The sequence below is a fragment of the Natronospira proteinivora genome (assembly GCF_024170465.1).
In the GTDB taxonomy this organism is placed as follows: Bacteria; Pseudomonadota; Gammaproteobacteria; order Natronospirales; family Natronospiraceae; genus Natronospira; species Natronospira proteinivora.
This window is the reverse complement of record NZ_JALJYF010000001.1, coordinates 1,374,475-1,389,380: the sequence shown is the minus strand read 5'-3', so window position 1 is coordinate 1,389,380 and position 14,906 is coordinate 1,374,475. Positions and strand designations below refer to the sequence as shown.

Below are 14,906 nucleotides of genomic sequence, written 5' to 3'. Positions count from 1 at the left end.
CGGCGAAGGAGCGGCAAGATGGCCTACTGGTCCGTAGAACAGTTCAGCGAACGTTTTCATTCCGAACCCAGCGATACCCTGATCGTTGAGGATGATGCCATCGACGAAGTGGATCTGGCCGCCGGAGATCCCATGGCCATGCCCTCCCCGGCACGTCAGACACTGGAAAATGTTCACCGACAGTTGCGTCGCAGCTGGGTGACTGGCGGAGTTGTCTTCCAGGCCTGGGAGCTGGACGATTCAGAGGAAGACGATGACAGCGAGGACCCGGGCCCGGAGACGGTAGTGAGCCTGCTCTGGAGCCTGGCCGATACCCAGGATTTGCCCCCGGATGTGGCCGGCTGTTCCATTGCCTGGCTGGCGGATGCCCGTATCTGGCCGGAGACCACTCAGCAATTCGGCGACGCCCTATTCCGCGCCTTGCGGGATGGCGGTGTTCTGGGGGATGGGCTGGATGCGGGACAGGCCCAGCAGCTCACCGAGCAGTATCTTGAAGCCCTGCTTGATGACACCCCGAAGGAGGACCTGTTCCTCTTCGGTCTGGACCCGGGCTTTTCCTGCTGGTTCTGCGACGGCGAATACGATATCGCCTATGCCATCATCAACCTTGATGCTGGCTGGTTCGCCCTGTTTCTCGCCACCGACAGCGAGGACTGACCGACCGCCTTATTCATCATCCCCGCTGGCATCCAGCGGGGATTCGTCTTCCAGGAAGTAGCGCGGGTTGACCATGGTGTTGCCCAGGGAGACCGACCAGTGCAGATGGGGGCCGGTGACTCGGCCCGTCATGCCCACCGTGCCCACTCGATCGCCTGGCTCTAATTCATCTCCTACCGAGACTTCGATCTCATCCATGTGACAGAACATGGAGACCAGCCCCTGGCCGTGATCCAGAAACACGGTTTTTCCGTTGAAGTAATAGTCACCCGTCTCGATGACCGTGCCCGGTCCGGGGGCCACGATAGGGGTACCCGTAGCCCCCCGGATATCGATGCCGCCATGGGGGTTACGGGGCTGGTCGTTGATGAAGCGCTTGCGCCCAAAGGGACTGGTTTCCACGTCCTCCACGGGCAGGATGAAACTCAAGGGAACATCGTCCTTGTCCGTGTGCTGGGACAGGGCTTGGCGAATTCGGGGCCGTTCCTGGTTGATCCGTTTCATCGCTTCTTCATCCGGCGTCACCATGCTTTCATCTTCGATGGTGATGCGGGATTCAGCGTATTCCTTGTCCGAAACATGAAACGTGTCAGTCTGCCAGTCATCGTCACCCAGGCTGAATTGGTACTCATGCTGGCCAGTGGAGGCGCTCAAGGGAATGCCCAGTACCGCTTGGTAACGCCCCCCGCTGGGTACCACCAATGCAGACCGCTCCCGGTAGCGGACAGCAGGACGTTGATCACTTTCCGGCAGCTCGATCACTGCCACACCGCCCGGCACCGGGTTATGTCGCGGGAGTGCCTGATCGTCCGCCAGTGCCAGGGTCGGCAGGGTAAACAGGAATAAGAGTGAAACGACAAACAGAACGGGGGCGCTGCGCATTATTGATCCTTCCCTTGTTCGGGGTTGGTGTCGGTGTCCACTTCGATGACATGGGCACTGATTCGGCCTGAGCCGAGTCGTGCCTGGATTTCATCGCCGGCCATCAATTCATCGGCCCGTCTAATAATACCGCCCTCGGGGCGTTCCACAATGGCATAGCCTCGCTCCAGCGTCGCCAGCGGGCTGACGGTATTCAGCGCCCGAACCGTGGCTGAGAGTCTTTCCCGGCGGCGCTGCATGGTCTCGGACACCGCTCGCCTGAGGCGACGGTCCAGGTCCAGCAGGCTTTGCGCGGCGCGGCCAAGCCGCAAGGCCGGGCTGGCCGCGTGTAGCCGGGTGCGAAGGTGTCCGAGGCGCTGTTCCGAGCGTTTCAGGGTCTGCTGCAGGACTCTACCGGCTCGCAAGGCCAGTTCATCCAGGCGCTGGCTCTGCTGCTGGAGTTGTTGTCCCGGGTGGCGCAACTGCAGGCGCCGGTCCAGGTCCCGATGGCGTTCGCCGCCCTGGCGGAGGTGAAGTTGTATGGCCCGCGTCAGGCGCTGTTGGCGCTGCCGAAGCGCGCTAAGCCACTCGCGGCTGTCCGGTGTGACCGCTTCGGCTGCTCCGGTGGGGGTCGGGGCCCGGTAATCGGCGGCAAAATCCGCGATGGTGAAATCCACTTCGTGCCCCACGCCGCAGACCACGGGGATCGGACAGGCCCGCACTGCCCGGGCAACGATCTCCTCATTGAAGGACCAAAGATCCTCCAGTGAGCCCCCGCCGCGGGCAAGAATCAGTACATCGCTTTCGGCCCGGGCCCCGGCCAGGGTCAGCATATCGGCAATCCGTGCAGCAGCCCCTTCCCCCTGCACGGGAACGGGATAGATGATCACCCGGGCCAGTGGGAAACGCCGTTTCAGGGTGGTGAGAATATCCCGGATGGCGGCGCCGGTGGGGGAGGTGATGACACCGATGGTGCGTGGCATGGCCGGGAGGGGGCGCTTGATGGTCTCATCGAACAGCCCTTCGGCGGCCAGTTTCTGCTTGAGGGCTTCGAAAGCCCGCTGCAGCTCCCCTTCGCCGGCGGGCTCCATATGCTCGACCTTGAGCTGGAACTCCCCGCGCACTTCATACAGTCCCACCCGGGCCCGAACCAACACCTTTTCGCCGTTTTCTGGGCGAAAACGCACGCTACGCTGCTGGGGGCGGAACATGGCGCAACGAACCTGGGCCTTGTCGTCCTTGAGGGAGAAATACATATGCCCCGAAGCGGGCCGGGCCAGATTGGAGATTTCCCCCTCGATCCAGAGGGCCGGAAAACCCTGCTCCAGGGCAAAGCGCGCCTCCCGGTTCAGGCGGGAAACGGTCCAGATATCAGCGGAATCCGGGGTCGTGACGGGTGTTTGAGTCATCCGATCAATTCTACACGGGCGCCGGCGTGTCGACGAGTCGCGCGGCTTGGCGGCCAGCTTTACGCGAATACGCTGGCCCCGTATAATTACTCGATTAACTCCCTCGCTGACGGTTCATCCGTCGGCGCCATCGACACACGGTCCGGGACAGATACCCATGTCGATTCGCATTGCCGAAGAAGCCCTTACCTACGACGACGTTCTCCTGCTGCCTGCGCATTCAGAAGTGCTGCCCCATCAAGTGGATCTCAGCACCCGTTTCACCCGGGATATCACCCTCAATATTCCGGTGGTATCGGCGGCCATGGATACGGTCACCGAAGGCCGTCTGGCCATCGCCCTGGCCCAGGAGGGTGGCATCGGCGTGGTGCACAAAAGCATGCCGCCCGAGGCCCAGGCGGCGGAAGTCCGTTTCGTCAAGAAATACGAAAGCGGTGTCATCAAGGATCCCATTACTGTGACCCCGGATCGTAGTATCCGGGATGTGATGGAGCTGACCCGCCGACACGGGATTTCCGGTGTGCCGGTGGTGGATGGCGAAGAGTTGGTGGGGATTGTCACCAGCCGGGATCTGCGTTTTGAGACCCATTACGATGCCCCGGTTTCTTCCATCATGACCGGCAAGAATAAGCTGGTGACCGTGCCCGAGGGCGCGGAACGGGAAGAGATCCTGGAGAAACTCCATTCCTTCCGCATCGAAAAGGTGCTGGTGGTCAATGATGACTTCGCGTTGCGGGGCATGATCACGGTCAAGGACATCCAGAAGGCCACCGATTATCCCTACGCCTGCAAGGACGATCAGGGTCGTCTCCGAGTGGCGGCCGCTGTCGGTACCGGCGGCGATACCGATGAGCGGGTAGAGCGCCTGGTGGTCGCTGGCGTGGACGTGATCGTGGTGGACACCTCCCATGGTCATAGCAAGGGCGTTCTGGATCGGGTGGCCAGCATCAAAAAGGCCCACCCCGAGGTTCAGGTGATCGGTGGCAACATCGTTACCGGCGAGGCGGCCAGGGCATTGGTGGATGCCGGTGCCGACGCAGTCAAGGTGGGGATCGGTCCCGGCTCCATTTGCACCACCCGCGTGGTGGCCGGCGTTGGCGTGCCCCAGGTCACCGCCGTGGCCAATGTGGCCGAGGCCCTGGAAGGTACGGGGGTGCCCCTGATTGCCGATGGCGGGGTTCGTTTCTCCGGTGATCTGTCCAAGGCCCTGGTGGCCGGTGCCCACAGCATTATGATCGGCGGCCTGTTTGCCGGCACCGAGGAATCCCCCGGCGAAGTGGAGCTGTACCACGGCCGTTCCTACAAGGCCTATCGGGGCATGGGTTCCATGGGAGCCATGTCCGCCCGACACGGTTCCTCCGACCGCTATTTCCAGGACAAGACCGACGAGGTGGAAAAGCTGGTACCGGAAGGGATTGAAGGCCGCGTGCCCTACAAGGGCCCCCTGGCCGCCATCGTCCATCAGCTCATGGGCGGGGTTCGTGCCAGCATGGGCTATACCGGCTGCGCCAATATTGAAGAAATGCGCACCAAGCCCCGCTTTGTGAAGATCACCGGGGCCGGGGTCAAGGAATCCCATGTCCATGATGTGACCATCACCAAGGAAGCACCCAACTACCGCACGGACTGATCCACGAGTGATCGGTCCCTGCGGTGGCTGAATGGCAGTTTGTTCTCTCCCAAGCACGGAACCAAGCGCATGACCAATATCTACGCCCATCGAGTCCTGATCCTCGATTTCGGATCCCAGTACACTCAGTTGATCGGTCGCCGCGTCCGGGAATTGGGGGTGTATTGCGAGATTCATGATCCGGAGATGGGCGATGAGGCGATTCGGGACTTTGGTGCCAGCGCGGTGATTCTGTCCGGCGGGCCGGCCTCTGTGACCGAGCAGGATACCGTCCGGGCGCCCAAGGTGGTGTTTGAGCTGGGCGTGCCCGTATTGGGTATCTGTTACGGCATGCAGACCATGGCCGCCCAGCTGGGCGGGCAGGTGGAATCCTCCGATGAACAGGAATTCGGCTATGCCCGGGTTCGATTGACCGGTGAGAGCCGTTTGTTGGATGGCATTGAGGATCATGTTGAATCGGGCGGCATTGCCAGTCTGGATGTCTGGATGAGCCATGGGGACCGGGTAGCCGAACTGCCCGAGGGTTTTGACGTGGTGGGCAGCTCTGCCAATGCACCCATCGCCGTGATTGCCGATGAATCCAGACGCTTCTACGGCATCCAGTTCCATCCGGAAGTCACTCATACCCCCCAGGGAGGGCGGATTCTGGAACGCTTCCTACACGATATTGCCGGCTGTGCCGCTGACTGGCGCCCCGATAACATCGTAGAGACCCAAGTGAGCCAGATCCGCGAGCAGGTAGGTAGCGATCATGTGCTGCTGGGCCTGTCCGGCGGGGTGGACAGCTCCGTGGTGGCGGCTTTGCTGCACAAGGCTATCGGTAAGCAACTCACCTGCGTCTTCGTGGATACCGGATTGCTGAGGGAAGGCGAGGGCGATCAGGTGATGGCCACCTTTGCCGAACACATGGGCGTGCATGTGATTCGTGTGGATGCGGAAGATCGCTTCCTTTTCGCCCTCAAGGGCGTTGAGGACCCGGAGGAGAAGCGCAAGCTCATCGGCCGGACCTTTATCGAGGTCTTTGATGAGGAAGCCGGCAAGATCGACAACGTCAAATGGCTGGCTCAAGGCACTATCTACCCGGATGTGATCGAATCCGCCGGCTCCAAGACGGGCAAGGCCCAGGTGATTAAATCCCATCACAATGTTGGGGGCTTGCCGGAACACATGAAGCTCAGTTTGATTGAGCCCCTGCGGGAATTGTTCAAGGACGAAGTGCGCCGCCTGGGGGTGGAGCTGGGACTGCCTCACGATATGCTCTATCGCCATCCCTTCCCCGGGCCGGGGCTTGGGGTCCGTATTCTGGGCGAAGTGAAAAAGGAATACGCGGATATCCTCCGCAAGGCCGATGCCATCTTCATTCAGGAGCTTTGGGATCACGAGCTCTATGGCAAAACCAGCCAGGCCTTCGCTGTTTTCCTGCCGGTTCGATCGGTGGGAGTGATGGGGGATGGCCGCCGCTACGACTGGGTGGTGGCCTTGCGTGCAGTTGAGACCATTGATTTCATGACCGCTCGCTGGGCCCATTTGCCCTATGACTTCCTGGACCACGTATCCCGCCGCATCATCAATGAAGTTCGCGGCATCTCACGGGTGACCTACGATATCTCCGGCAAGCCACCGGCCACCATTGAGTGGGAATAAGCGCGCGAGCTGAAGGAATGAGGTAGCGCATTGACCAAGGCACGGGAAGAAGATGTTCACTGGATGCAACATGCCCTGTCGCTGGCCAATCAGGCTGAAGCGGCGGGGGAGGTGCCAGTGGGTTCGGTGATCGTCAAATCGGGAGAAGTGCTGGGGGAGGGCTGGAATGCCCCCATCAGCCTGCATGATCCCACTGCCCATGCCGAGATTGCCGCTCTCAGGGCCGCAGCTGCTCGAGCGCAGAACTATCGCCTGACCGACGCCACTCTGTATGTAACCCTGGAGCCTTGCGGCATGTGTGCCGGGGCCATCATTCATGCCCGTATCGGTCGCGTGGTATTCGGCGCTGCCGATCCCAAGACGGGGGCAGCGGGCAGTGTGTTCGATATCCTTGGAACCGACCGCCTCAACCATCGGGTCGAGGTCACCGGTGGGGTGTTGGCCGAAGAGTGTGGAGAACGGCTCCGCACCTTCTTTCGAAGCCGCCGGGGTTCTTAGCTAGCCGGTTTTCCTGGGGGCTTACCGGATTAGTCCTCGGCCCCGTCAGACGCTTGAGCTTCCTCGCCCTGTCTCGTCTCCACCAAGCTTTCCATGTCGTCCTCCAACGGCATCATCCATTCCAGGATGTCGTAGTACCGGCGAATATTTCCCACATAGATCACCGGCTCCCGGCCTCGGGCATAGCCATAGCGGGTCTGGGTGTAATACTGACGTTGACTGAGCAGGGGCAGATGTTCACGAACATCCATCCAACGGTCCGGGTTTCCGCCCTTGCGTTCAGTGAGAATGCGCGCATCCATGACGTGATAGAAACCTACGTTATAGGCTGCCAAGGCCATCCAGGTCCGGTCCGGCTCCTGGATGTGTTCGGGGATGCGTTCCCGGACCTGACGGAAATAGCGGGCACCACCCATGATGCTTTGCTCCGGGTCAATTCGGTTCTCCACGCCAAGATCGCTGGCGGTGCGTTGGGTCAGCATCATAATGCCCCGAACCCCTGTGGGTGAGATGGCCTGAGGGTTCCAGTGAGACTCCTGGTAGCCGATAGCGGCCAGTAGCCGCCAGTCCAACTCGTTGCGCTGGGCCGCTTCCTCGAATAAATGGCGGTAGGAGGGCAGGCGGTTATTGATGTGGCGCATGAAGATGCGCGTGCCCACATAGTCGAATCGTTCCGTATGCCCGAAATGCCGGTCCCGAACCTGGGCCAGTGTGCCCCGTTGTTCCAGACGCTCAAGAAAGGCATTGGCGGCATTGAGCAGGGAACGATCCTGGTTTGGTGGAAAGGCCCAGGCGATGGCGTCGGGTTCCGCCAGATCGAAAGCAGATCTTAGTTCCGGGTGGTAGCGGCGGTTGATTTTCAAGTCCACGGAATCGGCCACTGTATAACGAAGCTCCCGCTCGGCAACCTGGATCAGCAGGTCCTCGCTTTCCACCCCCTCCACCGATTCCCAGTCCAGCCCGGGGTAATCTTCTGAGAGATGTTTCAGAGTGGCCTCATGACTGCTGCCTGCCACTACGGCCAAACGACCATCCAGGTCGCTCAGGTCCCGGGGCTCTTCCTCACCAAAGCGATAGACCAATTGCTGGGTGACTTCGTGATAGGGCCTGGAGAAGCGGACCCGGCTTTCCCGGTCTGAAGTTCGGGAAAGGCCGGCTGCGGCCAGATGGGCCTGGTCGTCTTCCAGCGCATCAAACAGCGCAGCAAGTCCTTCAGGCGTTTCGATTCTCAATTCAACGCCAAGGTGATCCGCGAAGCGCTGTGCCAGGTCATATTCCAGCCCCGTGGGTCCTTCCGCCCCGATGTAATAGGTGGTGGGGCTGTTCCGGGTGAGTACATGCAATTCCCCACGAGTCTGCACCTGCTCCAAGAGCGATGGAGGCAACGAGCAGGTGCCCAATAGCAGGGCTAGACCAATGGTGAACAGTGTCCGCACCAAGCGCTTCTCCTAGCGGTGTCATATGTCATATTATTCTACCGCGTCACGTCCAAAACGCCGACATGGTTCGCGGAGGCCCGTCGCCTCTGATAGAATCTACGGCTTCTGGTAGCAAGAACAACCCCCCATCCGGCGGGTTTGGGCCCTTTTTCAATCTAGACCAGGGCAAGTAGCAGATGTTCGTCGTTTCTGGTCGATTGTGACCACGAACGAGGAAGAGCAGCGAGCACTGCTGCGCGAACACGATAGACTCCAGGAGAGGTGCCGGAGTGGTCGAACGGGGCGGTCTCGAAAACCGTTGATCTCTCGCGAGATCCGAGGGTTCGAATCCCTCCCTCTCCGCCATACATAAAAAAACCGCCCGGTTGGGCGGTTTTTTTATGTATGGCGGAGAGGGAGAGTCTCAAGGCTGGCGTCCGTTGGCAAGGCTGTACGAAAGCGAACTAGCAGCTATGCTTGGTGTCAGACGTTGACGATAGCCGAGAATTATCCATTGCCTGGCAATATGGAGGGAAAAGAATGAATAAACAGTGGTTTACGGCAGTTCCCCTACTCATGTCCGCGGCCGTATTGCCGTTTGGCGCGGCCTCTGCCCAGGAGGTACTCGAGAGTAGCATGGGCACTGAATATGAACAGTTGCGCCTGGTAGAGGTTGCAGATGGATTTTCCCACCCCTGGGCCGTGGGTTTTCTGCCCGATGGCCGAAAGCTGGTCACTGAGCGCCCAGGCGGTGTTTTCCTGGTGGACGGCGATGAAAAAACCGAACTGGAAGGGGCGCCCGACGTCTATGCCACCAACCAGGGGGGGATGCTGGATATCGTGGTTCATCCTGACTACGAGGACAATGGCTGGATCTATATGACCTACTCCAAGGGGGACAGCGATGCGACGGTCCCCGCACTGGCCCGAGCGCGTCTGGATGGCGATCGCCTGGTGGATATGGAGGAATTGTTTGAATCCAACACCTATACCTCCCCGGGCCGGCATTATGGTTCCCGCATTCTATTCCTGGATGACGGGACGCTGCTTATGACCATTGGTGACCGGGGAGCGGAGCCACCACGGGCCCAAGACACAGAGGATCACTCAGGTACCGTGGTTCGCCTCAATCATGATGGATCCGTACCCAGTGATAATCCTTTCCTGGATAATGATGATTACGCCCCGGAAATCTATTCCTACGGCCATCGGAACATTCAGGGGATCATCCAGCACCCGCAGACCGGCGAAATCTGGGCCACTGAGCACGGTCCCCGGGGTGGCGATGAGTTGAATTTGGTGGAAGCCGGGAAGAACTACGGTTGGCCCACTACGACCTTGGGGCGTGATTACCGCACGGAAGAGCCATTCCCGGATGCCGAAGCGCGTCACCGGGAAGACATGGTGGATCCGGTCTTTGAATTTTTGCCCACTCTGGCGCCATCCGGATTGGCTGTAATTGACGGTGACCGCTTCGAGAACTGGGAAGGCAATCTCCTGGCCGGCGGTCTTCGTGCCGAGCGCATTTTGCGCCTGGTACTGGAGGACAAGACCGTGGTCCATGCGGAAGAGTTATTGCTGGAACGCTTGGGACGGATTCGTGAGGTTCGCCAGGCCCCGAATGGGGATATCTATATCCTCAATGATCGCAGTGATGCGAGCCTTTATCGTATCGAGCCTGCAAACTAAATTGCTTTGCAGCTTTGAATGGAGAAAGGGCGCATCCTACCGATGCGCCCTTTCTTGTGGTTTACTCAGATTCCCACTTTCCAAAAGAGTGCGATTTAGAAAGCGTAGCTCGCGCCAACACTCATGAAGCGACCCCTGGGGTCATGATTTCTCAGGTCATAGCCCGATATATCGCCTGCTACAAAGGGCGCTTCCTTGTCCAGTAAGTTGTGAGCACGAGCATATACATTCATTGATTCGGTGGCTTGCCACCGTACACTTGCATCCATGACCGTCCAGGAATTGACTCGCCGGTCAATTGGGAGGCCGACGGAATTATTTTCCTCGGTATAGGACCCTACATGTCGAACGCCAATCGTCCAGCCCCAGGTCGAGGCATCCCAGTTGACCCGCGACATCATACGGAGCTGGGGGCGCTGAAACGTGCCGGCAAGTTCGGAAACAGGGCCTTCGTCTCGCAATTGTCGATCGAAGTTCAGGACGTAAGTGGCGGAGTTATCTAAGCGGAGCCTTCCACCAAATTGATCCCATTCCATACGCACGTCTAGATCAATACCATCGGTTTCCTGTTGGCCGAAATTGAGGAAGCTGTCGTTGATAAAATCGATGCGGCCGGGTATCCCTTGGGCTTGCTCGTCAGAGGTTGGCTCCAGACGAACAACACGATCTGGGAACTGGTCCTCGTTGTTCAAGATGAATTGGGTGTCGCTGGCAATTAGATTTTTATGCTTGATCTGCCAGTAATCGATTGTCACGGACATCCAATCCAGTGGCTCAGCAATTATGCCGATGTTAAAGCTCTCGCTGGTTTCAGGATCCAGGTTCGGGTTGCCCTCGAATTGGACGATGTATTCAGTAGGACCACAGTCCTGGTCGTCCTGGGTCAGCCCGCACCGGGTGGTGTCAACCAGAATTGGTGATTCTTCCGTGGCACCAAGACCAATCTCCGGTATGCTTGGGGCGCGAAAACCTTCCGAGTAACTGGCCCGGAAAGCAAGTCGTTGCATAGGTTGAAAATGTAAGCCGATACGAGGGTTTGTGGTCGTCCCGAAGTCTGAGTAATCGTCATGACGCAGCGCTAGCTGGATGTCCAGCATATCGTTTACTGGAAGCGCTGTTTCCACATAGAGGGACGTTATATCCCGCCCGCCTTCGGCTTGGGTAGCCTCGGTTCCGATGAGCTGTCCAGTGCGGAATTGGTAGTCGGGCGTGTCGCGAATAAATTCATCCCGATACTGGACACCCCCGGCAAGGCCAATTGGTCCACCAGGCAGTTTACCCAAGTGTCCACTTATGCCGGCATCCAGGAAGGCTTGACGAGATACACCGGTACGGGTGGTTCTGGTGTCGATGTGGTCGATTGCATCACTGCTGTTCGGCTCGGAGCCGAAGGGGTTATAGATGTCTTCGTCTAGCGCGTCCTGGGCCTGATTGATGTTGATGAAGCCACCTATGCCATGCTGTTGTGCGGCATGGCGCGTGTAACCAGCTGCGACGTCATAGTCCCAGTCTGGATTGGAGAAAAGGCCAGTGAGGCCAACTACCGCCCGCAAGCTAGTGTGATTTTGCCGCTGGACACGGGGGCCGGCATCGGTGAAACGGTATCGTGCACGGACGTCCTGATTGAAGGGATTACCGGAATGATCTTCCGAGATGAAAAGTTCATCCACGGAAGGCGTGGCGGCACCCTGGATCTCGCTGTTTCGGTGGTGCGCCCAGAACTCACCGTAGAGTTGCATAGTATTGCTGATGTCATATTCAGTGAGATGAATTAGGCTGGTGCGCTCTGAGTCGGGCCTTAGCTGCATGCTAGGCGTGAAATCAAACAGGCAGAATTCTCCGCTTTCGTTGAGTCGGTCCGATGGGCATGCGGGATCCGGCTGCCACTCTTCGTCATCTAATAAGAAATATGCACCAGGATTGGAGCCCAGGCTGGACCGGAAATCAATCGGAAGGCTGCTTCCGTCGGGTTGCGTCTGGATTGCATCGGGGTGCAAGCCGATCTTGTTGGCACTCTGTGAGTATTGACGATCCTTCATCCAGACCGAATCACGGTTATACCAATCCAGAGTGGTGATGTGTCGGCTGCTGCCTTCCATGGATCCCCACATCAGACTGACTCGCTCTTCATTGGCATCACCATCGCCGGATACACCAGCGCTGGCGTGTATCTCACCACCCTGTAAATTGTTGCGCAAAATGATGTTGATGACCCCCGCAATGGCATCAGTTCCATAGATAGCCGATGCCCCGTCACGCATCACTTCAATTCTTTCAATCGCAGAAAAAGGGATTGTGTTTAGGTCAACTGCTGAAGTTGTGATTCCTTTGGCAAATGGTGAGTTGGCAGTTCTGCGGCCGTTGATCAGAATCAGGGTCGCATTGGCCTCAAGACCACGCAGGGCTGCAGCTGATGTATCCGGGCCAGTGTCATCGTTGGAATCTCCGGCCTCAGTGAAACTCCCAGCTCCCAGGGAAGGGATGCGGTCAAAAAGATCCTGAGTGGTCTGGATTCCTTCGTTTTCCATTTGCTCACGATCAATGACCGTAATTGGGCTAATCTCTTCCATCTCGAGTCGGGTGAGACGAGAGCCAGTAACCATGACACGACCGAGATCCCGCGCTTCCTCATCTTGGGCATGAATGGGTGTGGCTGTTCCTCCTGTCCCGATGAATGTTGCTGTCAATGTGACAGGCAGAATTGTTCTTACGAGTTGCGAGTACATAACTCATTACTCCCGTAACAGATTCTCATCAATGGATAATGTTTGCCGGATTTTATGCCGGCCCCCGGAAGTTGCCCATTTTTTTGATGTGCCTGTTTTTTGTGTGTTGGCAACAGCGGAACAAGATGGCAGGGATTTTATCGAATACAAGAGGGGATGGTTGTTATGTTAATTTCAGCATCGAATGAATGTCGAAAGTGTGAACTGGTTCTTGTTTTTGAGCGGTTTTCTCTCTTAGAGAGAGTTGAGTCAACGTAGTGTTGCTCTTCTGAGTCGTTAAGCAGATATGTTCAATGCTTATCGCCTTTTGGAATAAACTGAAAGCATAGGTTGCTGTTATAAGCTCTGAATCACCGAATCTATTTGCTAAGGGAGAAAACGTGAGTCCGGTGTTTATTAAAAGTAATTCACCGATTCCTTGGGGGCTTCGTTTAGGGGATTTCTTCGATGGTTTTTGGTGGGGGTTTTAGCCGCTTTCCTCTCAGCGTTGTTCCAGGGGGTCTAGTTCCAGAATGTGATCTTTTACAGCATCGGGCACCTTGGGGTCAGCCAGGCAGGCATCCCGGTCCAGCACAATCACCGGGGCATGGGTCTGGCCGGTGGCCGCTAGGATGGCAAGTCGGTGGGAGCCCCCATTTCTGACCCAGCCATTGGGGGAGCGGTAAACCATTACCGGGTCACTTGTTATAGCTTGAAAGCCATCTTTTTGAAGGGAAATCATGATTTGGCGGCTTTTCGCCAGCTTGCGTTTGGCGTTCAGGCGGGTACGTTTCTTTATCCATTTACGATACCAGGGTAGCTGGGGATGTCCCCGTCGCAGGCCTGGCCAATCCCTTGCCATGAGACGAAAAATGGGCCACTGGTCTTCAAGCTCTTGACGTATCAAGAGGCGGTCAATGGGCAATGACTCCACCGGAAAATGCCCGGTGATGGCTTGATCTCGCAATGCCTTGACCACCTGCTGGCGAATGCCCGCATGCCACGGGGACAGGGTGTGACCACCAGACCAGTTGGCCGGGAGATTCTCTGTTTCAAGCTGCGGCCTGGGGCCTGGTAGCCAGGGGGTGATCACCAGCTCCAGAATCAGGCGAAGTTTTTGCCAGCGATTAATACCATTCATGAGTTCTGTTCATGGTTGACGCCTTTCAGACTGGGGCGGAGTAATGCCATCATTATGGAAATTATGATGATCCAGGCAAGACTTGTGAGGGCAATGTCTTCCAGGCTGACATTGAGATCCATTAGCTGGCCCAGAAGCCAGGGAGACACTGCTGTGGAAAACACCATCAATGCAGTGTAGACCGAGCGGATGCTTCCAAGGTGCAAGGTGCCATATAGTTCCGCCCACAATACCCCCACGATGGTACCACTTGCGCCGGCCGCGAGCCCCATCAGGCCCATGTAGACCGGTATCCAGACCGGAGCCTGTACCTGCCAGATGATGCCCATTGCCAGTGCCAGGGGAAGCAGATAGTAGGGGAGCAGGCTGGCCGCATTATGGCGGTCACTAAGGAATCCGGCCAGGGCAAGTCCGCCCAGCTGACAGGCGGCAAAGGCCACAAAGCTGCCGGCGAGCAGGCTTAGCGCCCAATCCTTGCTTTCAGCCAGTGCTACCTGGTGAAAGAAGAAACCGGTCACCAGGAAGGCGGGACTGAGTATGGCCGGCATCAGAAGCCAGAAGCGTGGATCTTTGAGCACATCCGAGAGGGCCCAATCCTGATTGGTCCGAAAACGATCGGCCTGGTGTTGGCGTCTTTGACGGAGCTGCCAAAGGCGATGGCGACGATCCTGACCCCGGAGTAGGGCAAGCAGCAGGGGAATGCCCAGAATGAGCAATGCGATACCGGCAATGGCCCAGCTCATCCGCCAGCCCACGGTAGCGATCAGGGCCACCGCCAGAATTGGGAAAACCGCTTCCCCCAGTGGAAAGCCACTGGCGGCAATGCTCACCGCCCGGCCCCGGGCTGCCGAAAAGTAGCGCCCCATTGCGGTAATGGCAATATGCCCCATCATGCCTTGTCCCAGCAGCCGCAGCAGGAAAAACACCAGGACCAGCAGCCAGGGGTGGGTGACAATGGCCATGGCCAAGCAGGCCATGGCCAAGCCGGCCAGGGTCATGCCCGTCATCCATCTCAGGTCGAAATGATCCACCAGGCGGCCCAGCCAGAGCAGAATTACCCCACTGCCCAGAGTGGCCAGGGAATAAAGGAGCCCGAATTCCCCGTGGCTCAGCTGGAATTCTCCACGGATCTCCCCGCTGAACAGGCCGATATAGAAGGTCTGGCCAAAACTGGACAGGCAGGCGGCCAGCAGGCCGAACAGCAGAAAGGCCGGCTGCTGTTTGAGCAGACTCAGGTAATCTCGAAACATGGAG

11 protein-coding genes and 1 tRNA gene are annotated in these 14,906 nt (G+C 58.1%); 6 read left to right on the top strand and 6 right to left on the bottom strand.

The genetic code is table 11. The annotated features are described in order from the left end of the window. The first annotated feature begins 18 nt into the window (after positions 1–18). Positions 19–657, top strand: a complete 639-nt coding sequence (locus tag J2T60_RS06500; RefSeq protein ID WP_253447034.1) for a hypothetical protein — start codon at positions 19–21, stop codon at positions 655–657. A 9-nt stretch (positions 658–666) separates the two neighbouring features. Here J2T60_RS06500 and J2T60_RS06495 read toward each other — a convergent pair whose 3' ends face one another. Together J2T60_RS06495 and xseA are read right to left on the bottom strand one after the other, a co-directional pair. Continuing rightward, complete coding sequence (locus J2T60_RS06495) at positions 667–1,539, bottom strand: peptidoglycan DD-metalloendopeptidase family protein (protein WP_253447031.1); 873 nt, start codon at positions 1,537–1,539, stop codon at positions 667–669. Further along, entirely contained in the window at positions 1,539–2,927 is a 1,389-nt protein-coding gene (gene xseA / locus J2T60_RS06490; RefSeq protein ID WP_253447028.1) for an exodeoxyribonuclease VII large subunit, read from the bottom strand. Before xseA ends, J2T60_RS06495 begins: the two co-directional genes overlap by 1 nt. 163 nt (positions 2,928–3,090) lie before the next feature. Here xseA and guaB point away from each other — a divergent pair, with 163 nt between their 5' ends. The 3 genes from guaB (at position 3,091) to tadA (ending at position 6,699) form a co-directional block, all read left to right on the top strand. Further along, positions 3,091–4,557, top strand: coding sequence for an IMP dehydrogenase (gene guaB, locus J2T60_RS06485; protein ID WP_253447670.1), 1,467 nt, complete (start codon positions 3,091–3,093; stop codon positions 4,555–4,557). A gap of 69 nt (positions 4,558–4,626) precedes the next feature. Beyond that, complete coding sequence (gene guaA / locus J2T60_RS06480; protein WP_253447024.1) at positions 4,627–6,201, top strand: glutamine-hydrolyzing GMP synthase; 1,575 nt, start codon at positions 4,627–4,629, stop codon at positions 6,199–6,201. A gap of 30 nt (positions 6,202–6,231) precedes the next feature. Next, positions 6,232–6,699, top strand: coding sequence for a tRNA adenosine(34) deaminase TadA (gene tadA / locus J2T60_RS06475; protein WP_301288315.1), 468 nt, complete (start codon positions 6,232–6,234; stop codon positions 6,697–6,699). Between the two features lie 29 nt (positions 6,700–6,728). Here the strand turns inward: tadA and mltF are convergent, their stop codons facing one another. Continuing rightward, positions 6,729–8,135, bottom strand: coding sequence for a membrane-bound lytic murein transglycosylase MltF (gene mltF, locus J2T60_RS06470; RefSeq protein ID WP_253447021.1), 1,407 nt, complete (start codon positions 8,133–8,135; stop codon positions 6,729–6,731). Between the two features lie 258 nt (positions 8,136–8,393). On the opposite strand from mltF, the gene J2T60_RS06465 reads away from it, so the two are divergent. Both J2T60_RS06465 and J2T60_RS06460 read left to right on the top strand, forming a co-directional pair. Next, positions 8,394–8,483: transfer RNA gene (locus J2T60_RS06465), tRNA-Ser, on the top strand. A 174-nt stretch (positions 8,484–8,657) separates the two neighbouring features. Beyond that, positions 8,658–9,806, top strand: coding sequence for a PQQ-dependent sugar dehydrogenase (locus J2T60_RS06460; RefSeq protein ID WP_253447019.1), 1,149 nt, complete (start codon positions 8,658–8,660; stop codon positions 9,804–9,806). Between the two features lie 95 nt (positions 9,807–9,901). On the opposite strand, the gene J2T60_RS06455 is transcribed toward J2T60_RS06460, so the two are convergent. The 3 genes from J2T60_RS06455 to J2T60_RS06445 all read right to left on the bottom strand — a co-directional run bounded on the left by J2T60_RS06455 (position 9,902) and on the right by J2T60_RS06445 (position 14,902). Further along, positions 9,902–12,532, bottom strand: coding sequence for a TonB-dependent receptor (locus J2T60_RS06455; RefSeq protein WP_253447016.1), 2,631 nt, complete (start codon positions 12,530–12,532; stop codon positions 9,902–9,904). Positions 12,533–13,013: 481 nt separating this feature from the next. Continuing rightward, positions 13,014–13,652 (bottom strand): hypothetical protein, encoded by a 639-nt coding sequence (locus J2T60_RS06450; RefSeq protein WP_253447013.1) that lies wholly within the window; start codon positions 13,650–13,652, stop codon positions 13,014–13,016. Beyond that, complete coding sequence (locus J2T60_RS06445; protein ID WP_253447010.1) at positions 13,649–14,902, bottom strand: MFS transporter; 1,254 nt, start codon at positions 14,900–14,902, stop codon at positions 13,649–13,651. The genes J2T60_RS06450 and J2T60_RS06445 overlap by 4 nt, the downstream gene beginning before the upstream one ends. Positions 14,903–14,906 lie beyond the last annotated feature (4 nt).